The organism is Bradyrhizobium sp. HKCCYLS1011 (assembly GCF_051167795.1).
Lineage (GTDB): Bacteria > Pseudomonadota > Alphaproteobacteria > Rhizobiales > Xanthobacteraceae > Bradyrhizobium.
Genome location: NZ_JBNPTT010000009.1, coordinates 95,853 through 117,533, shown reverse-complemented (window position 1 = coordinate 117,533; position 21,681 = coordinate 95,853). Strand labels below are relative to the sequence as shown.

16 protein-coding genes and 1 tRNA gene are annotated in these 21,681 nt (G+C 62.5%); 10 read left to right on the top strand and 7 right to left on the bottom strand.

The annotated features are described in order from the left end of the window. Nucleotides 1–251 precede the first annotated feature (251 nt). Nucleotides 252–1,160 carry a LysR family transcriptional regulator gene (locus tag ACQR1W_RS28055; RefSeq protein ID WP_434853835.1) on the bottom strand — a complete coding sequence of 303 codons (909 nt, stop codon included), beginning with the start codon at nt 1,158–1,160 and terminating at the stop codon, nt 252–254. 115 nt (nt 1,161–1,275) lie between these two features. Between ACQR1W_RS28055 and ACQR1W_RS28050 the strand changes: the two genes are divergently transcribed. From ACQR1W_RS28050 to ACQR1W_RS28040, 3 genes are all read left to right on the top strand, one after another. Then, a complete protein-coding gene (locus ACQR1W_RS28050; RefSeq protein WP_434853834.1) occupies nt 1,276–2,943 on the top strand; it encodes an MFS transporter in 1,668 nt (555 codons plus the stop codon). Nucleotides 2,944–3,012: 69 nt separating this feature from the next. Further along, complete coding sequence (locus ACQR1W_RS28045; RefSeq protein ID WP_434853833.1) at nt 3,013–3,885, top strand: MBL fold metallo-hydrolase; 873 nt, start codon at nt 3,013–3,015, stop codon at nt 3,883–3,885. A 16-nt stretch (nt 3,886–3,901) separates the two neighbouring features. Then, nucleotides 3,902–4,873, top strand: a complete 972-nt coding sequence (locus tag ACQR1W_RS28040; protein WP_434853832.1) for an alpha/beta hydrolase — start codon at nt 3,902–3,904, stop codon at nt 4,871–4,873. 125 nt (nt 4,874–4,998) lie between these two features. On the opposite strand, the gene ACQR1W_RS28035 is transcribed toward ACQR1W_RS28040, so the two are convergent. Then, complete coding sequence (locus ACQR1W_RS28035) at nt 4,999–5,571, bottom strand: TetR/AcrR family transcriptional regulator (RefSeq protein ID WP_434853831.1); 573 nt, start codon at nt 5,569–5,571, stop codon at nt 4,999–5,001. Between the two features lie 127 nt (nt 5,572–5,698). On the opposite strand from ACQR1W_RS28035, the gene ACQR1W_RS28030 reads away from it, so the two are divergent. Further along, nucleotides 5,699–6,535 (top strand): alpha/beta fold hydrolase, encoded by an 837-nt coding sequence (locus ACQR1W_RS28030; protein WP_434853830.1) that lies wholly within the window; start codon nt 5,699–5,701, stop codon nt 6,533–6,535. Between the two features lie 235 nt (nt 6,536–6,770). Here ACQR1W_RS28030 and ACQR1W_RS28025 read toward each other — a convergent pair whose 3' ends face one another. The 3 genes from ACQR1W_RS28025 to ACQR1W_RS28015 all read right to left on the bottom strand — a co-directional run bounded on the left by ACQR1W_RS28025 (nt 6,771) and on the right by ACQR1W_RS28015 (nt 9,738). Further along, on the bottom strand, nt 6,771–7,562 hold the full coding sequence (locus tag ACQR1W_RS28025) for a hypothetical protein (protein ID WP_434853829.1): 792 nt from the start codon (nt 7,560–7,562) through the stop codon (nt 6,771–6,773). Between the two features lie 91 nt (nt 7,563–7,653). Further along, on the bottom strand, nt 7,654–9,063 hold the full coding sequence (gene glnA / locus ACQR1W_RS28020) for a type I glutamate--ammonia ligase (RefSeq protein WP_008970027.1): 1,410 nt from the start codon (nt 9,061–9,063) through the stop codon (nt 7,654–7,656). Nucleotides 9,064–9,399: 336 nt separating this feature from the next. Beyond that, a complete protein-coding gene (locus ACQR1W_RS28015; RefSeq protein ID WP_009027873.1) occupies nt 9,400–9,738 on the bottom strand; it encodes a P-II family nitrogen regulator in 339 nt (112 codons plus the stop codon). A 504-nt stretch (nt 9,739–10,242) separates the two neighbouring features. On the opposite strand from ACQR1W_RS28015, the gene ACQR1W_RS28010 reads away from it, so the two are divergent. Further along, the gene (locus tag ACQR1W_RS28010; RefSeq protein ID WP_434853828.1) at nt 10,243–11,742 is read left to right on the top strand and encodes an NAD(P)H-hydrate dehydratase; all 1,500 of its coding nucleotides are present in this window, start codon (nt 10,243–10,245) and stop codon (nt 11,740–11,742) included. Between the two features lie 244 nt (nt 11,743–11,986). Here ACQR1W_RS28010 and ACQR1W_RS28005 read toward each other — a convergent pair whose 3' ends face one another. Next, nucleotides 11,987–13,069 (bottom strand): enolase C-terminal domain-like protein, encoded by a 1,083-nt coding sequence (locus tag ACQR1W_RS28005; protein ID WP_434853827.1) that lies wholly within the window; start codon nt 13,067–13,069, stop codon nt 11,987–11,989. Nucleotides 13,070–13,095: 26 nt separating this feature from the next. After that, entirely contained in the window at nt 13,096–14,400 is a 1,305-nt protein-coding gene (locus ACQR1W_RS28000; RefSeq protein ID WP_434853826.1) for a multicopper oxidase family protein, read from the bottom strand. Nucleotides 14,401–14,600: 200 nt separating this feature from the next. On the opposite strand from ACQR1W_RS28000, the gene ACQR1W_RS27995 reads away from it, so the two are divergent. From ACQR1W_RS27995 to lon, 5 genes are all read left to right on the top strand, one after another. Continuing rightward, nucleotides 14,601–14,685: transfer RNA gene (locus ACQR1W_RS27995), tRNA-Leu, on the top strand. A gap of 163 nt (nt 14,686–14,848) precedes the next feature. Beyond that, a complete protein-coding gene (gene tig, locus ACQR1W_RS27990) occupies nt 14,849–16,207 on the top strand; it encodes a trigger factor (protein ID WP_434853825.1) in 1,359 nt (452 codons plus the stop codon). A gap of 321 nt (nt 16,208–16,528) precedes the next feature. Next, a complete protein-coding gene (locus ACQR1W_RS27985; RefSeq protein WP_434853824.1) occupies nt 16,529–17,161 on the top strand; it encodes an ATP-dependent Clp protease proteolytic subunit in 633 nt (210 codons plus the stop codon). A gap of 384 nt (nt 17,162–17,545) precedes the next feature. Continuing rightward, a complete protein-coding gene (gene clpX, locus ACQR1W_RS27980) occupies nt 17,546–18,820 on the top strand; it encodes an ATP-dependent Clp protease ATP-binding subunit ClpX (protein ID WP_008968477.1) in 1,275 nt (424 codons plus the stop codon). A gap of 327 nt (nt 18,821–19,147) precedes the next feature. Next, nucleotides 19,148–21,574, top strand: a complete 2,427-nt coding sequence (lon, locus tag ACQR1W_RS27975) for an endopeptidase La (RefSeq protein ID WP_434853823.1) — start codon at nt 19,148–19,150, stop codon at nt 21,572–21,574. Nucleotides 21,575–21,681 lie beyond the last annotated feature (107 nt).

Here is a 21,681-nt window from a genome sequence, read left to right as displayed (position 1 = left end):
CTATTCCGTGGCAGCACGTTCTTTTCTGGCGCCGACCGCGCAGTACGCCACGCCGTCATGCGGCAGGGCCGTCCGGAACCGGCCACGAGCGCGATGTTTGAAGGAATGTCTCAGTTACAAATGTGCCCAGGAGCCGAGAAAAGTCCCGATGCGGAAGGCCCGAGCCGGCGCGGCTTGCTGGTGATACCTGATGTCCGCCATCCTGTGTGACGGCCGGTCGGCATCGATCGGAGCCGCTATCATGTAGCCCATCAATCTGCTGCACATTCCTTGAGTTGCTGCCGAAGCCATTGATGCCCCTGGTCGTTATTGAACCTGGCATGCCAGGTCGCGTGCAGCGTAAAGGGTCGGGTATCAAAAGGAAGGCGCAAAGACCGCAGCGCATTGCTGTAACGACTGAGAAATCGCTGCGGAAGCGTACAGACGAGATCGGTCGATTGCAGCAGCAGGGGCACGACGCTGTAATGCTGCACTGAAACGGCGACATGGCGTCGCTTCCCGCTCGCGGCCAGGATTTCGTCGATGAAACCACGAAATCCGCCGCCGTCGCCTGATACGATGACGTGCTCCAATCGCGCATATTCGTTCAACGAAGGCGGCCGCAATCCGCGCGGGTGATTCTTGCGCTGCGCCATCATGAAGTTCTCTTCGAACAGCGGCTGGCTGGGCATGTTGTTCGGCACGACGTTCTTGGAAACCAGTGCGACGTCGATCTCGCCGGATTCGAGTTGATCGTTCAACTTCGTGAAGTCGATCGATCGGAAGGCGAGCCGGATGCCGGACAGGCCGCGATTCCGGGTCAGCGCGACAAGTCGCGATCCCATGATGGCGGTCGCATTGTCGTTTGCACCGACAGTAAACGTCCGCTCCGAGTGCTTTGGATCGAAGGCCGACGGCTTGCTCACGACGTCTTCGAGGTGTTGCAGCGCCAGCCTCAGAGGTTCCTTGAGCTCAGTGCCCCGCGGGGTCAGGACCATGCCTTTCCCCGATGCGGCGGGTGTCAGCAGCGGGTCGCCGAAGACATCGCGCAGCCTGGCCAACTGAGCCGACAGCGCCGGCTGGCTGATGCCAAGCCGCGAGGCAGCGCGAGTGATGTTCTTTTCGTCGAGCATCGCGCGAAGCGACACCAGCAAAGGCAGGTCATGTCCCTTGATATCCATGAAGGTTATACCTGGTATCCTTTATATCGATTTCAATTATCTCACGCGAGTGGGCACCAAAGCAAGCCGGGCTAACCCTGGCTGCGAAAATGGCCATTCATTGTGGGGATTTTTGATGAGCGAGCGTGCTGCCGCCGGTACGGCGGAATCCACCGCCGAATTGCAACGGAAGGTGATGATCGCCGCCACTGCCGGCACCGTGATCGAGTGGTACGACTTCTTCATGTACATCTCGGTGGCCTCAGCCATCTCGACGAATTTCTTCTCCAATGACAATCCGGTTTGGGCCAACGTCTTCGCGCTCCTGACCTTCGGTACGGGCTATCTGGTTCGGCCGTTCGGCGCGCTGGTGTTTGGCCGTATCGGCGACATGATCGGGCGTAAGCACACCTTCCTTACCACCATCCTGATGATGGGATTTGCGACCGTCGCCGTCGGTCTGGTGCCGACCTATGCCACGATCGGTCTGTGGGCGCCCTCGATCTTGATCTTCCTGAGAATGATCCAGGGCCTGGCGCTTGGTGGTGAGTATGGCGGCGCCGCCACCTACACCGCGGAGCATGCTCCGCAAGGCCGCCGCGGCTGGTTGACGTCGTGGCTGCAGACCTCCGCCCCGATCGGTTTCACGGCGTCGATGCTGTTCGTGTACGTCATGCGCTCCAGCATGACGCCCGAGGCATTCAACGGTTGGGGCTGGCGCGTCCTGTTCATCAGTTCGGTGGTCCCGCTTGCGGCGTCGGTCTGGATCCGCCTCAAGCTGCAGGAATCGCCGCTGTTTCTCAAAATGAAGCAGGAAGGGACGCTCTCGAAGTCCCCGATCTACGACACGCTCCGGGCGTGGCCGAATCTGAAGCGCATCCTGATTGCGATGTTTGCGATGGTGGTGCCGCAGAGCGTGCTGCTGGTCGGCGCGCAGATCTATTCGCTCGTGTTCCTCACCGGCGCCGCGAAGGTGGATGCGCAGATCGCAAATCTACTGGTTGGGGCGGCCCTGATGCTGACGCTGCCGGCGATAATCTTCTTCGGTTGGTTGAGCGATCGCTACGGCACGAAGATCTTCATTCTGGCGGCGTGCGTGATCGGCACGTTCACCTACCTCCCGCTCTACAAGGCGCTCACCTTCTACGCCAACCCGGCGCTCTATAACGCACAGGCCACCGTGCCGGTGACCGTCGCGGCCGATCCATCGGAGTGCTCCTTCCAGTTCAATCCGGTCGGAACGGCGAGATTCACCAGCGGTTGCGATATCGCCAAGAATGCCTTGATCCGGTTCGGCGCGCCCTATTCGAACAAGGCGGAAGCCAAAGGAACGGTCGCGACCGTATTCGTCGGCTCGAAGGCGATCCCGCTTGGCCTGGCGGGACAGGCGCCGAACGCGGCGGCCTTCTCGGCGAATCTGAAGCAGGCGCTCGAGCAGGCCGGCTATCCCAGCCGTGCCGATACGAGCGCGATGAATTTCGGCATGATCATTATGATCCTGTCGGCGCTCAGCATCGTTGCTGGCATGATCTTCGGTCCGTTGGCGTCGGCGATGACCGATCTGTTCCCGCCGCAGGTTCGCTACACGTCGGTGTCGTTCAGCTATCACGTCGGCAACGGGTATTTCGGGGGACTTCTGCCGGCCATCGCGACCGCCCTGCAGATCGCAACCGGCGATCTCTACGCCGGCCTGTACTACGTGATTATCGTCTCAGCGATCTCGTTCTCCATCGGGTTGTTCTGCCTCCGCTCCATGCCGTCCACGGCGACGATCTCGTCGGCTGCAACCGTGGCGGCGGCCTGATCGTAGTCGAGCATCATCCTCAATGGCACATGAACAAGAAATGGCACACGAGCAGTAAGGTGTTCTCGAATGACAACGACCCACAACATCGGCAGTATCGCCATTCAACAGGTCACTGAAATGAGAGGTCCGGGCTTCACCCCGGACTTCCTCTTCCCCGATTGGGATCAGTCGGTCCTGGACAAGCACAAGGCGCTGATGATTCCGAATTGCTTCGATCCGGCACAGGGCCGCTTCATCGCGAGTATTCACACATGGCTGCTGAAGACCAAGCATCATACGATTTTGATCGATAGCTGCGCCGGCAACGACAAGAACCGTCCGATGCTGCCGCGCTTTCATCAGCTAAACCTGCCGTTCCTCGATCGGTTGGCGGAAGCGGGCGTCCCGCCCGAGTCGGTCGATTATGTCTGCTGCACGCATTTGCACGCCGATCATTGCGGCTGGAACACGCGGCTCCTCGACGGCCGCTGGGTGCCGACTTTCCCGAACGCCAAATACGTGTTCTCCAAGGCCGAGTACGATCATTGGTCGGGCCCGGCCGGCAAGGAAGGCTTCTCCGCTGGTGTCTTCGAGGACAGCGTTCTTCCGGTGATCCAGAGCGGGCAAGCCGAGATCGTCGATGGCGAAGCTGCGATCGGTAACGGTCTCACCTTCCGTCCGACGCCGGGCCACAGCCCCGGTCACGTCGCCATCCAACTCACTGATGGCGGACAGAAGGCCATCTTCAGCGGTGACATCATGCATCAGCCGCTGCAGGTTTATCGCCCGGACTGGAACAGCACGTTCTGCGAGCACAAGGAGCACGCGCGAGCATCGCGTCGCTGGCTTCTCGAGCAGGCTGCGGAAGATCGCGCGACCGTTTTCAGCGCTCATTTTGCCAACACCTCCGCCGGTTACGTCACGCGTCGCGGCGACGAGTTCGATTGGCGGTTCGTCTAACTTGGGGGACAGAGAGATGCATAAATCGATCACCGATGCCATCATCACCGAAGAGATGAGGATCCCAAGCGACACCGCTGGGATCGAACTCTTTGTCCGCAATAAGCGCAGCTCCGATCTGGTTCAGTTCTCGGCCGACAAGACCGTTCTGTTCGTGGCAGGATCGACCTATCCGGCATCGACCTCGTTCGACCTTCGCCTCGATGGTCTGTCCTGGATGGATCATCTGGCCCACAAGGGTTACGACGTCTATCTCGTCGACGTCCGCGGCTATGGTCGATCGACCCGACCGGCGGAAATGGAAGCGCCGGCGCCGGACAATCAGCCGATCGTCCGCACGCCCGTCGCGGTGCGCGACGTCGCCAGCGCGGCTGCGTTCGTCCGATCGCGTCGTGAGCTTGACAAGATCAACCTGATCGGCTGGTCGTGGGGCACGACCCTGATGTCGCGCTACACGTCAGAGAATGCCGCGCACGTCAACAAGCTCATTCTGATCGCGCCTCAGTGGCTGCGGACGACGCCGAGTGCCGCCGATGCCGGTGGTCCGCTCGGTGCCTATCGCATCGTCGAGCGGTCGGCCACCAAGGACCGCTGGTTGAACGGCGTTCCGGAAGACAAGAAGGATACGATTCTGCCGGCTGCCTGGTTCGAGGCATGGGCAGAGGCGACGTTTGCCGATACGGGCATTGGCCCGGACAAATTGCGCGCGCCGAACGGAACAGTTCAGGACAGCCGCGAATGTTGGGCGTCCGGCAAGCCGCTTTACGACCCCGCTCTGCTCACCGTGCCGGTCTTGATCGTCCACGCCGATTGGGACCGTGACTGCCCGATCGATATGGCGCAGACGGTGTTCAGCAAGCTCTCGGCTGCGCCTTATCGCCGATGGGTCGAGATCGGCGAAGGCACGCATTCGGTGTTCATGGAGAAGAACCGCTGGCAGGTGTTCGATGCCGTCGACGGGTTCCTTGGTGAACTGCCGGTGCTCTAGAGCACGGGGCACGCCGATGCTTCAGCTATTCCACGATCTCCTGAGGGACATTGCCGCAAGGAGGAAACTCATTGTTGCAAGCCCTTCGATTGCTTTGAGGAACGCAAAGCGATCGAGCTGCAATATCACCGCACCAGCGCAACTGCCGTCTTCAATGCCGACTCGAGCGCCTGATCGGCGGCAGGGCCATCGGGCATGGCGCGTGAGATCGCGATGGCGCCGACCATCATGGCAATGATGCTCCACGCGCGCTTCTCGCGGTCCGGCGCTTCGCCATCCATGACATTCGCCATCTTGCGGACGAGCTCCAGCATCTTGCGCTCATAGGCGGCACGGACCTGCGGGTTGGCACGCCCGACATCCGCGCTCAAAGTGGGCATCACGCAGCCGGATGCCGGGTCTGCGCGATGCGCGGCACTGATATACATCGCCAACCAATCTCGGAGACGGTCCTGCCGTTCGGCGCGGCTCCCGCTTTCGGAGTCGATGAACGGTTCGCCCACGCAGGTCTCGATGACCTGTTCCAGCAGAGCCTCCTTGTTTGCGAAGTTCGAATAGAAGGCGCCGGAGGTGACACCGGCGGATGCGGCCAAGCCGTCAACTCCAATTCCATTAAAGCCGTTGGTCCTTAAGGCGCGGGCGCCGCTCTGCAGGATGGCCGCCTTGGCCTTTGCTTTCTGGTCGGACGGATATCTCATCACGAGCCTCTGACGATCTCTTGATTGCCGCTTGTCCATAGAATAACGAACGATATATAACGATCGTTATTCTATCGGCAACCTCTCGCGATTGTGTCTAAGGTCGCGACAAACCAAGAGAAAATCGATGAACACCAGCTTCGTCAATGCAGTGACCAAATCGGTTGATGTGAACGGCACCGCGTTCGTTTATCGGCAGGTGGGCAAGACGGACGGCATTCCTGTGGTATTTCTGCACCATCTAACAGCGGTGTTGGAGGACTGGGACCCGCGGGTGGTGGACGGTTTGGCGGCGAAGCACCGGGTCATCCTGTTCGACAATCGCGGGGTCGGCAGATCCGGCGGCTCGACCCCAAAGACGGTCGAGGCGATGGCCCAGGATGCCGTCGCCTTCATTCGCGCCCTGGACTTGAGCAAAGTCGATCTGTTGGGTTTCTCGCTCGGCGGCTTCGTCGCTCAGGTCATTGCGCAGCAGCACCCCGGTCTGGTGCGCAAGATCATTCTCGCGGGCACCGGGCCGGCCGGTGGCGAGGGGAAGGCGAATGTTGGTCCTGTCCTCCAGGACGCGTTCGCCAAGGCAGCCGCCAGCAACAAGCATCCGAAACAGTTTCTGTTCTTTACTCAGACTGCCAACGGCCAGGCGGCCGCCGAGGACTTTCTGCAGCGTCTGAAAGAGCGCACCAAGGATCTCGACCCGCCCGCCAGCAACGACACCATTCAGGCGCAGATTGCGGCGATCCAGGCCTGGGGGCAGGGCGATGCCACCGCGCTGGGGACAGTTCAGCACCCGGTCCTGGTCGCCAATGGCGATCACGATGTGATGGTGCCGTCGGTCAAATCGTTCGAACTGGCGCGCAGGTTGCCGAATGCGCAGTTGAGCATTTTCCCGGACGCAGGGCACGGCGGCATCTTCCAGTACCACGCCGCCTTCGTCGTGCAGGCCCTGACCTTCCTCGCACAGTAAGCAGGCCGAGCATCATGGTCCGGCGCAACGCAGGCGCCGGACCGCGATGCGGACTCTTCGGACGAGGTCATTTGACCTGCCAGAGCCCTGCGGCTCGCTGTGATCACCACAAGAAAAGGCGCCCCGCAAAGGAGCGCCTCTAATAGTGCGATGATCGGCCGATCTTTCGCTCAGGCTTGGCCCGAATAGTACATGTCGAAGCGTCGGTGCTGAATCTCGACCGATGCTTACAAAATCAGTTGCCGCCGAGTTCAAATCGGCCATTCTTCTCGGCATCCGGTTCGCAAGGACGTGCGATCAGGGATCCCGACCAGTTATTTCCACCCTGACGCTCAGGAAAGACGATATTCCAACAAAGATCGTTGCTGGAGCGGATGGTCTTGTTGTCCTTGTCGTAGATCCATCTGATGGCAATGCGTGCGCAATCTTCGACGACGAGCCTCATATCCTTCCCGCCGGCTGCCGATTTCGCGTCGATGCAAAGCTCTGGCTTGCCATCAACTGTGAGATGATTCTCTGTGAGCCGGAATACGTGCTGGCGCACGCCCCAGAAATAGTCGCATCGATCAATCGCCAGGGTCGCGCCTGGCACAAATCGATAGCCGGCCGTGGAAACGCAGGCGTAGTCCATATATTCCGGTGAGATGAGGAATCCTTTCGCGCGGCGGCCCATGATTGCGTCAAGTCGAGTCGCTTCTATGGTGAGCGCGCAGATCCGGACACGCGAACCTTCCCAGCATCCTCCAGCCTGGTGAACCCCGCCAAGAGCAGCTTGGGCGTGGGTGGCGCCAGGCATCGCATTCCAGAACGCCTCACCTCTCCCGTTCTCGACGTTCACCATGGCCCAGTACCTGTCGCCGTATATGGAGAACGAGCCGCCTTTGTCCCGAGAAAATTCGCAGACGCCGGCAATATAGGACTTACCATCCACAGTCAGCGTGCAATCCACCGGATGTGTCGCAGCCAGAGCGGGGCACAGCGTCCCCAGGGCGAAAGCGATAGAGATAATTGCGAGACGTAGGAACATGCGTTGTCTTCCGTCGTCAGTTCGCGGCAAAAAAGGCGCCCGCGAGGGGCGCCTTTCGTCGTTGCATTGATCCGCCGATTTTCGTTCGAGCTTAGCCCGAATAGTACATGTCGAACTCGACCGGGTGCGGGGTCATTTCGAAGCGCTCGACCTCGGTCATCTTCAGCGCGATGTAGCTGTCGATGAAGTCGTCGTCGAACACGCCGCCGGCCTTGAGGAAGGCGCGGTCCTTGTCGAGATTCTCCAGCGCCTCACGCAAGCTACCGCAGACGGTCGGGATCTGCTTCAGCTCTTCCTTCGGCAGGTCGTAAAGGTCCTTGTCCATCGCCGGGCCGGGATCGAGCTTGTTCTTCACGCCGTCGAGGCCCGCCATCAGCATCGCGGCAAAGCCGAGATACGGATTGGCGAGCGGATCGGGGAAGCGCACCTCGACGCGCTTGGCCTTCGGCGAGGCGGTGTAGGGGATGCGGCAGGAGGCCGAGCGGTTGCGCGCGGAATAGGCGAGCAGCACCGGCGCCTCATAGCCCGGGACCAGCCGCTTGTAGGAGTTGGTCGAGGGGTTGGTGAAGGCGTTGATGGCCTTGGCGTGCTTGATGATGCCGGCGATGTAGGACAGACAGGTTTCCGACAGGTCGGAGTACTTGTTGCCCGCGAACACCGGCTTGCCGTCCTTCCAGATCGACTGGTGGACGTGCATGCCCGAGCCGTTGTCGCCGTAGACCGGCTTCGGCATGAAGGTGGCGGTCTTGCCGTAGATGTGCGCGACCTGGTGGATGCAATACTTGTAGATCTGCATCTGGTCGGCCATCAAAGTGAGCGTGTCGAACTTCATGCCGAGCTCGTGCTGGGCGGAAGCCACCTCGTGGTGATGCTTCTCGACCTTGACGCCCATCTTGGCCATGGCGCCGAGCATTTCCGAGCGCATGTCCTGCACCGAGTCCTGCGGCGGCACCGGGAAGTAGCCGGCCTTGGTGCGGATGCGGTGGCCGAGGTTGCCGCCCTCATATTCGGTGTCGGAGTTGGTCGGCAGCTCCGAGGAGTCGAGCTTGAAGCCGGTGTTGTAGGGGGTGGTCTGGAAGCGGACGTCGTCGAACACGAAGAACTCGGCCTCGGGGCCGACATAGACGGCGTCGCCCACGCCCATCGACTTCACCATCGCCTCCGCTTTCTTGGCGATGCCGCGGGGGTCGCGGTTGTACGGCTCGCCGGTGGTCGGCTCAAGCACGTCGCAGGTGATGATCATGGTGGTTTCGGCAAAGAACGGATCGATCGTCGCCGTGACCGGATCGGGCATCAGGCACATGTCGGACTCGTTGATCGCCTTCCAGCCGGCGATCGAGGAGCCGTCGAACATGAGGCCTTCGGCAAAGGTGTCTTCCTCGATCATGCTGACGTCGAAAGTCACATGCTGCCACTTGCCGCGCGGATCGGTGAAACGCAGGTCGACGTATTTGACGTCGTCATCCTTGATCGATTTCAGGACATCTTTGGCGGTCTTCATAAATACCCCTCTTGGCTAGAGCGTGATCCGGACGAGTGCCGAGCGGCTTTCCGAAAGGCCATGCAGTCAAAAATCGAGAGCGCGACGGCGTTCTCCCTGGCCGCATCGCGCCCTTTTTACTCTTGTCACGGCCCGGCCGCGGGACGGCGACTGCGGGTCATGCTCCATAGCGTTGGGCGGGGCGCAAGACAATATCGGAAACGCCAAAATGGCCGCCTGCAAGTGCCTCGCTGGGACACCTGTGCTGCCTGGCGAGCTGCTCGCATTGCAAATGTGCTCGAGGGGCGAAGGCCGCGCGGCCGTCCAAGCCCCTCTCTTGATCTCCGGCCAGCGACCTTAGATTGCGTCGAGCCCGGATTCGCCGGTCCGGATCCGGATGGCTTCCTCGATGTTGGATACGAAAATCTTGCCGTCGCCGATACGGCCGGTCTGTGCGGCGCGGCGGATCGCCTCGATCGCGCGCTCGACCAGATCGTCTCCGATCACGATCTCGATCTTCACCTTCGGCAGAAAGTCGACGATGTATTCGGCGCCACGATAGAGTTCGGCATGTCCCTTTTGCCGGCCGAATCCCTTGGCCTCCGTCACGGTGATGCCCTGCAATCCCACTTCCTGAAGCGCTTCCTTCACCTCGTCCAGCTTGAATGGCTTGATGATGGCTTCGATCTTCTTCACTGAGCGCCTCCCGGGCATTCCGATATAAAAACAGTAAGGTCATCGCCAGGCTGCGCGACGCAGCGCAGATCGTTTGATCACTCGGGTACCGGGCCTGACATGCTTCGGCGGAGGCTTGGTTCTTTACAGCCCGTCTTGCCAGCGCCGAAGTGGCTCCACAAAAGCAGGGTCTATGCCAAGTCGTTAACAGGCCCAAATCGAATGATAATCAGGCTCTTAGCATGAGCCTGACGACTCCCTCTTGGAAGAGCCAGAATACCGGAGCCTGCGAAATAGGCAAACAGGTGAAATGGTGTGCAGAAGCGGCTGCGGCGTCCGCAGTGCGGCCGAAATGCCTCAGGATAAGGCGGCGCGTTAACCGCCGCGCGCGATGCCTGCTTGGAACTTCGCCGCGGTCACGGCAATAGAGGCTGTGTAGATATCGGCTGGCGCCTTGGCCTGCGATATCGGCGCCGTGGGGGCGGCGAGACGGCATTGGGCTGGCGTGAGCGGGGACAAGAGCGGATGGAAGTTCTGACCACGAGCGAAATGGAGCGCGCTGATCGGCTGACCATTGCGGCCGGCACGCCCGGCTTCTCGCTGATGCTGAGCGCCGGTCAGGCCGTTGCCGAGGCGGCCATGGACCTGGTGGAGGAGGGGCCGATCCTGGTCATCTGCGGGCCCGGCAACAATGGCGGCGACGGCTTCGTGGCCGCCGCGGAGCTGGCCGCCCAAGGGCGCGAGGTCTCGGTCATCCTGATGTGCGAGCGCGACGCGCTGCAGGGAGATGCGGCATCCGCCGCCAAGGGCTGGAAATATCCGGTGCTGCCGTTCAATCCGCAGGCGATCGGCAAGCCGGCGCTCATCATCGATGCGCTGTTCGGCGCGGGCTTGAGCCGCGCGGTGAGCGGCGAGCCGCACGACATGATCGCGGCGATCAATGCCAACGGCGCCAAGGTGCTCGCGGTCGATCTGCCGAGCGGCATCAATGGCACCACGGCCGCGGTGATGGGCATCGCGGTGCGCGCCACCGAGACCGTGACCTTCTTCCGCAAGAAGCCCGCGCATCTGCTCCTGCCGGCGCGGATCAATTGCGGGCGGGTCCGCGTCGCCGATATCGGCATCGATCCGCAGGTGCTGGCCGAGATCAAGCCGCAGGCGTTCGAAAACGTGCCGGAGATCTGGCACAAGCAGTTTCCGGTGCCGCGCATCGACGGCCACAAATATGCGCGCGGCCATGTGCTTGCAGTGTCCGGCGACATCAGCGCAACGGGGGCTGCGCGGATGGCGGCACGCGCTGCGCTGCGGGCCGGAGCGGGGCTAGCCACGCTGGCCAGCCCGCGCGATGCGCTGGCTGTGAATGCCACGGCGCTGACGGCGGTGATGGTGCGCCCGGTCGACACGCCGATCGAATTCGGCGACCTGCTCGGCGACAGACGTTACAACACCTGCATCATCGGCCCTGGCGCCGGCATCGGCGAGCGCACCCGCGACTTCGTCCATACCGCGCTCGCAGCACAACGACACCTCGTGCTCGATGCCGACGCGCTGACGAGCTTTGCCGATGCGCCGGAGCGGCTGTTCGAGCAGATCAGGGGGACGACGGCGCCAGAGGTGGTGCTGACTCCGCATGAAGGCGAGTTTCCGCGGCTGTTCTCCGATCTCAGCAACAAGCATCCGGGGCGCTCCAAGCTCGAGCGCGTGCGGGATGCCGCCGCCCGTTGCGGCGCGGTCGTGCTCCTGAAGGGCGCCGACACCACGGTCGCCGCGCCCGACGGCCGTGCCACCATTGCTGCGAATGCACCGCCTTGGCTTGCCACCGCAGGGGCCGGTGACGTGCTGTCAGGCATCATCGCAGGCCTGTTGGCCCAGGGCGTGCCGGCGTTCGAAGCCGCCAGCATCGGCGTCTGGATGCACGGCGAAGCCGGTACCGAAGCGGGGCCGGGCCTGATCGCGGAAGATCTGACCGAGACGCTGCCGGCAGTGTTCCGGCGCATCTATGACGCGTTCGGGATCGCGTATTGAGCGCGGCCCTTCAACAGTCTCGGGCGCTCCTTCTGGGATAGCGCCGAATAGCAAAATCGTCATGCCCGCGCAGGCGGGCATCCAGTACGCCGCGGCCTTTCGTCCTGATCGCAGGCGTCTCGGAGTACTGGATCGCCCGGTCGAGCCGGGCGATGACAGTTGAATTTGAGGCGGCTGCAGAACGTCGATCGGGCTTAGTGTGCAATCGAGCCGGCGGGGGTCTCGCGAATGCAAAGGCTGCCGTTCACTGCACCTGGTACTTCGCCACCGCGCTCTCATTCCAGACGAGGCCGAGGCCGGGTCCGCGCGCTGTCAGCGTGCCGTCGATGATCTGAAGAGGCTCAGCCAGGATTGCGCCGGCGAAATCCAGCACCTCCAGCCAATGCGCGGTCGGCGTCACCGCCAGCACATGCGCGCTGGCTTCGGGCAGGATGTGGCTCGACATCGGGATCGAGGCGGCATCGGCTTGCCCCGCGACGTTGAGCCAGCCGGTGATGCCGCCGACCTTCAGCAGGTCGGGCATGATGAAGTCGGTCGCTCCCGCGGCGATCGCCTCGGCGAAGCCGCGCGGAAACCACCAATTCTCACCGGCCTGGATCGGAACGGTCGAGCGCTTGCGCACCTTGGCGTGGCCTGAGAGGTTCTCCTGCGGCACCGGCTCCTCGATCCAGGTGAGATCATAAGGGGCAAGGCGCGCAATGCGCCTGATGGCCTCAGCCGGATCTAGCGACTGGTTGAAATCGAGCATCAGCTCGACGTCCGGGCCGAGCAGGGCGCGCAGCCCCCTGACCATCTGCTCATCGGTCGAGAGATCGCCGTGGCCGCCCTTGGTCTTGATGGCGCGGAAACCCAATTCGACGATCGACTGGCGCAGCACGCGTTCGTCCGAGACGGGATCGAGTACGCCATAGCTGTCATAGGCGGGAACCGGGAGCGCCGTGCCGCCGAGCAGGTCGACCACCGGCTTGCCTGCGATCTGGCCCAGCGCATCCCAGAACGCCATGTCGAGGCCGGACACGGCCATGCCGACCAGGCCCTGCCAGCCAAGCAGGCGGAATTTGGCGTCCAGCATCCGCTGCAGCTCGAACGGCGCCACCGGCTTGCCGACCAGGTCGTCGCCGATCTCTTCGATCAGCAGCACCAGCGGCTTCAATGCCAGCCGCGTGTAGGCGAAGAGATAAGCGTGCCCAGTGACGCCTTGATCGGTCGTGACATCGATCAGCACCAGCGGGCCGGAGTCGATGACGCCGAATGCATTGCGCAAGGGACGCTTGAGTGGGGTGACGACGGCGCGCGCGGTCACGCCGGTGATGGCGGGAACGGTCATTGGTCTTGTCCCTGGGGCTTGTTGTCTCACCTGATCTCATACCATCGCACAAGCCGCGGTGCCGCCCAGTCGGTCCCCATGCTCTCGATCAGGAACCTGCCGGCGGTCTCGGCGGCAAACGCGATGCGCTGGGTCTGCCCGCTCTGCAGCGCGAGCGTATCCAGCCAATAAGGCTTCCAGCCATCGTCGAGCCGGTCAAGCAATCGGAACGGGTAGCCGTGGAGATGAAATGTCGCACCCGTCGGGCTGCGGTTGGTCAGCGCCAGCACCACGGTGCGTCCGGCCTTGGCCTGGAAGGCGGGGCGGCTTGCGGCCGTGAACCTCGGTGGGGCAAGCCATTCCGGCCCGTCCAGCGCCAGTTCGATCCGAACGGCAGTCTTGAGATCGAGTTGCTCCGGCAGGCCGTTGGATGGCAGCGGTGCCGCCGGCGGCAGCGGCGCGGCGCGCACCGGCGGTTGGTCGGACAGGACGATCTGGCCGATCGGTTGGGCGGCCGTGCCGTCATGCAGCAGGATCGGCAGCGGCGCCTTGGCCGCGGCCGGCATATCGATCAAGACATCGGCCCGTCCGCCCGGGGGCATCACCACGGCGCCGTTGCGGGCCAGGAATGGTTCGGCCGGCTGGCTGTCGATCGCCATCACGCGGACGTCGACGTCGGCGATTTTCACGGCGATCACAGCCCGCTGGCAGCCATTGATGAAGCGGAGCCTGATCCGTTCCTGCCCGCGTGCGCGAATCTCCGGCAGCCTCGCGCCGTTGACCGTCAAGGCGACCTGAGCCTGCTGCGGGTCGCGGCCCGGCGCCAGCGCGCTCCCGTCGGGCGTGAGGCGCCAGTCCTCGATCAGGAAAATCTCGTCGCGATCGACCGTTACGGGCTGAGCCTCATCGATAATGACAGGCAATACCCGCGCCGGCGCGGCGCCGTCCGCGAGCAGCCTGAGGTCCACGGTGCCGGTCCCGGCGCTGCTGGCCCCGATATCGAAGCGCGCGGTTGCCGCGGGTGCCAGCCCCGGTTGCGCGAGCAGGGGCTCGACTGTGGCGGCTGAGCCCGGGCCGCGAAAGGCCAGTGTGGTGGGCACCGGCAAGTCGTTGACCAAAGCCAAGGACAAGGTGCCACCTTGCCGGGTCCGGAGCGCGGCCTGAGGACCGACGAGGCCCCACGCCGAGGTCGCGGGCTGGCCGGCCAGCAGCGGCAGAGATTCGGCGCGGGCGCGCAGCTCAAGCGGCGGCGCTTCGGCTGCGCGCGCGAGACGAAGAGCGGGCACTCGCAGCAGGCCTGCCCCAAATCCGGCCAGGATGATCCGCCGGCTGAGTTTCTGACCGGGCGTCATGAACTCGCCATGATGAAAAAAGATTGAGCGCTGAGGGGGATGCGAGTCATCCTTGTCTCCCTATCTTGACTGCAATGCATTAACAGCCCGGCTGGGGCCAAAGCGCTGTTGACGGTCCATTTTTTTGCTGCGGCGAGGTTCGCGCGTGGTATAAGCCGCGCCGCCCGCGGCATCGCGGCCGGGCTTACGATGCAGTTCACGCGGGCGTGGCGGAACTGGTAGACGCGCTGGATTTAGGTTCCAGTGACGAAAGTTGTGGGGGTTCGAGTCCCTCCGCCCGCACCAAGCGCTATTCTGGCGTTTGCCCTGAGATTTACCGGCGAAGCCGTTCTCTCACCAGGAGAAAGCGGGGTCGCTGTCCACCGGCGCAAGGCCTCAAGGCCGCGCGTCGATCACAATTTAGATGGTCTGGCTCACGGATGAGCCGAAGCGGAAGAAGATTGACGCCATGCAGGTCACCGAAACCTTGTCGCAAGGGTTGAAGCACGAATTCCAGGTCAGCGTTCCCGCCGCCGATCTCGATGCCAAAGCGGACGCCAAGCTGTTCGACCTGAAGGACAAGGTGCGCATCAACGGTTTCCGTCCTGGCAAGGTGCCGGTCGCACACCTGAAGAAGATCTACGGCAAGTCGGTGATGGCCGAGACGGTCGACGAGACCATCCGCGACACCAACACCCAGATCTTCAGCGAGCGCGGCTTCCGCCTTGCGACTGAGCCCAAGGTGACGATGCCGACCGAGGAGAAGGACGTCGAGAGCATCCTCTCCGGCAAGTCGGACCTGACCTATACCGTCTCGGTCGAGGTGGTGCCGCAGATCGCGCTGGCCGATTTCAAGAGCTTCTCGGTCGAGAAGCCGGTTGCCGAGGTGACCGATGCTGATGTCGACGAGGCGATCAAGCGCCTGGCCGACAGCAACCGCAGCTACACGCCGAAGGCGGACGGCGCCAAGGCCGAGAACGGTGACCGCGTCACCGTCAACTTCACCGGCCGGATCGACGGCACGCCGTTCGAGGGCGGCACCGGCGAGGGCATCGATGTCGTCATCGGTTCCAACACCTTCATTCCCGGTTTCGAGGACCAGCTGGTGGGCATCGGCGCCGGCGAAACCCGTACGCTGAGGGTGACGTTCCCGGCGAACTATCTCAACGACAAGCTGGCCGGCAAGGCGGCGGAGTTCGAGACCACGGCGACCGCGATCTCCGCACCGCAGGAAACCACTGTCGACGACGAATTCGCCAAGACGCTCGGCCTCGAATCGCTCGACAAGCTGAAGCAGATGATGCGCGACCGGCTGGCGAGCGAGTTCAATGGTGCATCGCGCCAGCGGGTCAAGCGGGCGCTGCTCGACAAGCTCGACGAGGCGCACAAGTTCGAAGCGCCGCCGTCGCTGGTCGATGAAGAGTTCAACCTGATGTGGAACTCGATCAAGGCCGAGATGGCCTCCTCCGGCAAGACCTTCGCCGATGAGAACACGACCGAAGAGAAGGCGCGCGACGAATATCGCACCATCGCCGACCGCCGCGTGCGGCTCGGTCTCGTGCTGTCGGAGATCGGCGAGAAGAACAAGATCACCGTGACCGACGACGAGGTCAGCCGCGCCGTGATCGAGCGCGCTCGCTCGATGCCGGGTCGCGAAAAGGAGATCTGGGACTATTATCGCAACAATGCGCAGGCGCTGGCGCAGCTGCGCGCGCCGATCTACGAGGAGAAGGTCGTCGACTTCATCCTCGAGCTCGCCAACGTGACCGAGAAGAAGGTCGCCAAGGACGAGCTGTTCAAGGACGACGAGGACGAGAAGGCGGCCTGATCAGGCCGTCTTTCAGCCGCGCCTCGCGCGTAAGCCTGCAATTAAGGTTGACCGGCGAAACCGCCGGTCTTGCCGGTTCCGGCCGCTAGGCGGGGCTGCGGGAATCAGCTTCAACGTCATTGGCCTTGTTCGAAGACGACCTTCGTTGCCCGGTCTTGTCACCGGGAAATTGGTCTATATCTGTGGACGCGGTCTTTGAAGTTCTGCATCACGGGATGTCCGTCCGCCGCTTGCTCTCCACCCGCTGTTCTCGGCGCAGGAGTGATCCGTCAAAGCGGCAGGCAGTCGTCCCAAACGGCTGGTCCAACTCTTGGGTGAATCATGCGCGATCCCGTCGAAACCTATATGAACCTGGTGCCCATGGTGGTCGAACAGACCAACCGCGGTGAGCGCGCCTATGACATCTTCTCGCGCCTCTTGAAGGAGCGCATCATCTTCGTGACCGGTCCGGTCGAGGACGGCATGTCGACGCTGATCGTCGCGCAGCTGTTGTTCCTGGAAGCGGAGAATCCGAAGAAGGAAATCGCGATGTACATCAACTCGCCGGGCGGGGTGGTGACATCGGGCCTGGCGATCTATGACACCATGCAGTTCATCCGCCCGGCGGTGTCGACGCTCTGCACCGGGCAGGCGGCCTCGATGGGCTCGCTGCTGCTCGCGGCGGGTCACAAGGACATGCGCTTCTCGCTGCCGAACTCGCGGATCATGGTGCACCAGCCTTCCGGCGGGTTCCAGGGCCAGGCCACCGACATCATGCTGCACGCCCAGGAGATCCTGAACCTGAAGAAGCGGCTCAACGAGATCTACGTTAAGCATACCGGCCAGTCCTACAAATCGATCGAGGATGCGTTGGAACGCGACAAATTCCTCACCGCGGAAGCGGCCCAGGAATTTGGTCTGGTCGACAAGGTCATTGATAAGCGCCCTGAGGATCCGGCGCCGCTGGCCAAGTAGGCGCTGTCGGTCGGGCAGGACGGTATTATCGCACGGCGGGCTATGGCCGCCGGAGCCCTGCCTCTGGTGCAGGCCGCCGTGGCAAGGGCGCAACGATCGGCCGATTTCATGCGCTTTGACCGTGTCAAGCCCGAAAATCACGGTATTGTCACGGTCTAGGGTATGCCCTCCGATTAGCGAATTCTTGATAGTCGGATGACAGCATGGTTGGCTAGCATCAGTGGTTATGGTTCGTGGGGGATTCGCGTAGGCTGTGATTCACACGGCAGGCAAAAGGCAAGGGCTTAATTTTGGTACGAAATTTGCTCTTTCACCAGTCCGGCCCGGCGATTGCCGGTACGGTACGAATGAGCGGACAAGATCGAACCGCGGACGGAGACAGGAATGAGTAAGGTCGGCACGGGCGACTCCAAGAACACGCTATATTGCTCGTTCTGCGGCAAGAGCCAGCACGAAGTCCGCAAACTGATCGCGGGTCCCACCGTCTTCATCTGTGACGAATGCGTCGAACTCTGCATGGACATCATCCGTGAGGAGAACAAATCCTCACTGGTGAAGTCGCGTGACGGCATCCCGACCCCGAAGGAGATCTGCAAGGTTCTCGACGACTACGTCATCGGCCAGAGCCATGCGAAGAAGGTGCTCTCGGTCGCGGTGCACAACCACTACAAGCGGCTGAACCACCAGACCAAGCATTCCGACGTCGAGCTCGCAAAGTCGAACATCCTGCTGATCGGTCCCACCGGTTCGGGCAAGACGCTGCTCGCGCAGACGCTGGCCCGCATCCTCGACGTGCCCTTCACGATGGCGGATGCGACGACGCTGACTGAGGCCGGTTACGTCGGTGAGGATGTCGAGAACATCATCCTGAAGCTGCTGCAGGCCGCCGACTACAATGTCGAGCGCGCGCAGCGCGGCATCGTCTATATCGACGAGATCGACAAGATCAGTCGCAAGTCGGACAATCCCTCGATCACCCGCGACGTGTCGGGCGAGGGTGTCCAGCAGGCGCTGCTCAAGATCATGGAAGGCACGGTTGCTTCGGTGCCGCCGCAGGGTGGCCGCAAGCATCCACAGCAGGAGTTCCTGCAGGTCGACACCACCAACATCCTGTTCATCTGCGGTGGTGCGTTCTCGGGGCTCGAGAAGATCATCTCCGCGCGCGGCCGCTCGACCTCGATCGGCTTCGCGGCCCAGGTGCTGGCGCCGGAAGACCGCCGGACCGGCGAGATCTTCCGTCACGTCGAGCCTGAGGATCTCCTGAAGTACGGCCTGATCCCGGAATTCGTCGGCCGTCTGCCGGTGGTGGCGACGCTCGAGGATCTGGACGAGAACTCGCTGAAGAAGATCCTGACCGACCCGAAGAATGCGCTGGTGAAACAGTACCAGCGGCTGTTCGAGATGGAGAACATCGAGCTCACCTTCGCCGACGAGGCGCTGGGTGCGGTGGCCCGCAAGGCCATCGAGCGAAAGACCGGTGCACGCGGTCTGCGGTCGATCCTCGAGAGCATCCTGCTCGAGACGATGTTCGACCTGCCGGGTCTGGAAGGCGTCGAGGAAGTGGTGATCTCGCGCGAGGTGGTCGAAGGCACGGCACGCCCGCTCTACATCTACGCCGATCGATCGGATCGCGCCGTGGAAAGCAGCGCCAGCGCGTAATCCTGCGCTGGCCACTCGAAGCTACGGTCGCGATTTTTGCAAGTGACAGTCGCTGCGGAAGACCTTCCGCAGCGACCAAATTGTTTCAGCGTCCCGCTGCGTAAAGCCTTAATTGGCGGGTGTTTTCCGAGACTTGACACCCCCCGGGTCGATAGCCACCTTATGTGCGTGGCGGAAAAATTCTCGATCCAGGGATTCGCCTCAACAACGATCCGAAACAAACGGGCGATACCCACGCGTCAGTGAAGTCCGGATCAGATCGCACCTTGTGGCGGTCGCGCAAGCGAGCGGGCTGCGTGCAAGGGGGCTAAACAAAAGGAACAGGCCATGACGACCCCTAAACCTCGGCCAACCATTGTCTACGGCGAAAGCCACGCTTATCCGGTGCTTCCGCTCCGTGACATCGTCGTCTTTCCGCACAACATCGTGCCGCTGTTCGTTGGCCGCGAGAAGTCGATTCGCGCGCTCGAAGAGGTCATGAAGAACGACGCGCTGGTCATGCTGGCGACGCAGAAGAATGCGTCCGACGATGATCCGGCTGCGGACGCGATCTACGAGACCGGCACGCTTGCGAGCGTTCTGCAGCTGCTCAAGCTGCCCGACGGCACCGTGAAGGTGCTGGTCGAAGGCTTGGAGCGCGCGCGCGTCGAGAAGTACACCGATCGGGCCGACTACTACGAAGCCACTGCCGTTGCGCTGGCCGACACCGATGCCAAATCGGTCGAGGCGGAAGCGCTGGCGCGCTCGGTCGTGTCCGATTTCGAGAGCTATGTGAAGCTCAACAAGAAGATCTCGGCTGAGGTCGTCGGTGTCGTTCAGTCGATCACCGATTTCGGCAAGCTGGCCGACACGGTCGCCTCGCATCTCGCGGTCAAGATCGCCGATCGCCAGGGCATCCTGGAGACGCTGTCCGTCACCACGCGCCTGGAGAAGGTGCTGGGCCTGATGGAGAGCGAGATCTCGGTGTTGCAGGTCGAGAAGCGGATTCGTTCTCGTGTCAAACGACAAATGGAGAAGACCCAGCGCGAGTACTACCTGAATGAGCAGATGAAGGCCATTCAGAAGGAGCTGGGCGACGAGGACGGCCGCGACGAGCTCGCCGATCTGGAAGAGCGGATCAACAAGACCAAGCTCTCCAAGGAAGCGCGCGAGAAGGCGCAGCATGAGCTGAAGAAGCTGCGTCAGATGTCGCCGATGTCCGCGGAAGCGACCGTCGTGCGCAACTACCTGGATTGGCTGCTGTCGATCCCGTGGAACAAGAAGTCCAAGGTGAAGAAGGATCTGGAGGCCGCGCAGGCGGTTCTGGATGCGGATCACTATGGGCTGGAGAAGGTCAAGGACCGTATCGTCGAGTATCTGGCGGTGCAGTCGCGCGCCAATAAGCTGACCGGCCCGATCCTGTGCCTGGTCGGACCTCCCGGCGTCGGCAAGACCTCGCTCGGCAAGTCGATCGCGAAGGCCACGGGCCGCGAATTCGTGCGCGTCTCGCTCGGCGGCGTGCGCGACGAAGCGGAGATCCGCGGTCATCGCCGGACCTATATCGGTTCGATGCCTGGCAAGATCATCCAGTCGATGCGCAAGGCCAAGACCTCGAACCCGCTGTTCCTGTTGGACGAGATCGACAAGATGGGCTCGGACTTCCGGGGCGACCCGTCGTCCGCGCTGCTGGAGGTCCTGGACCCCGAGCAGAACACGACCTTCAACGACCACTATCTCGAGGTCGACTACGATCTGTCCAACGTGATGTTCATCACGACCGCGAATACGCTCAATATTCCGGGACCGCTGATGGACCGCATGGAGATCATCCGGATCGCGGGCTACACCGAGAACGAGAAGCTCGAGATCGCGCGCAAGCATCTGATCCCGAACGCGCTGTCCAAGCACGGTCTGGATTCGAAGGAATGGTCGATCGACGACGACGCGCTTCTGCACGTCATCCGGCGCTACACCCGCGAAGCGGGCGTGCGCAACCTGGAGCGTGAGATCTCCACTCTGGCCCGCAAGGCCGTGAAGGAGCTGATGATCTCGAAGAAGAAGTCGGTCAAGGTCACCGAGAAGACGGTCGAGGAATTCTTAGGGGTTCCGAAGTACCGCTTCGGCGAGATCGAGCAGGACGACCAGATTGGCATCGTGACGGGCTTGGCCTGGACCGATGTTGGTGGCGAGCTGTTGACCATCGAAGGCGTCATGATGCCCGGCAAGGGCAAGATGACGGTGACGGGCAACCTGCGCGACGTCATGAAGGAGTCGATCTCGGCTGCGGCATCTTTCGTTCGGTCGCGTGCGATCAACTACGGCATCGAGCCGCCGTTGTTCGACCGGCGCGACATCCACGTCCACGTGCCTGAGGGGGCGACCCCGAAGGACGGCCCCTCGGCCGGCGTGGCCATGGCGACGACGATCATCTCGGTGATGACCGGAATCCCGGTCCGCCATGATGTCGCGATGACCGGCGAGATCACGCTGCGGGGACGCGTGCTGCCGATCGGCGGCTTGAAGGAGAAGCTGCTGGCCGCGGCCCGCGGCGGCATCAAGACGGTGCTGATCCCCGAGGACAACGCCAAGGATCTTTCGGAGATTTCCGATGCCATCAAGGGCGGTATGGAGATTGTGCCCGTCGCCCGCCTCGACGACGTCGTCGCCCGCGCCCTGGTGCGTAAGCCGGTGCCGATCGTCTGGGAGGAGGATACCAAGGTCCCCGTCAGTTCGGCGGAGACCGAGGAAGCTGCCGGCGGTCTGACCGCGCACTAACAGCGACCGACTATCAAAACGAAGCGGCGTCCCGCCACCGGGGCGCCGCTTTTTTTGTGAGCGCGTGACGCTTGCGTTTCGGTCCGGCAGCCAGCCGGGACCTGCGC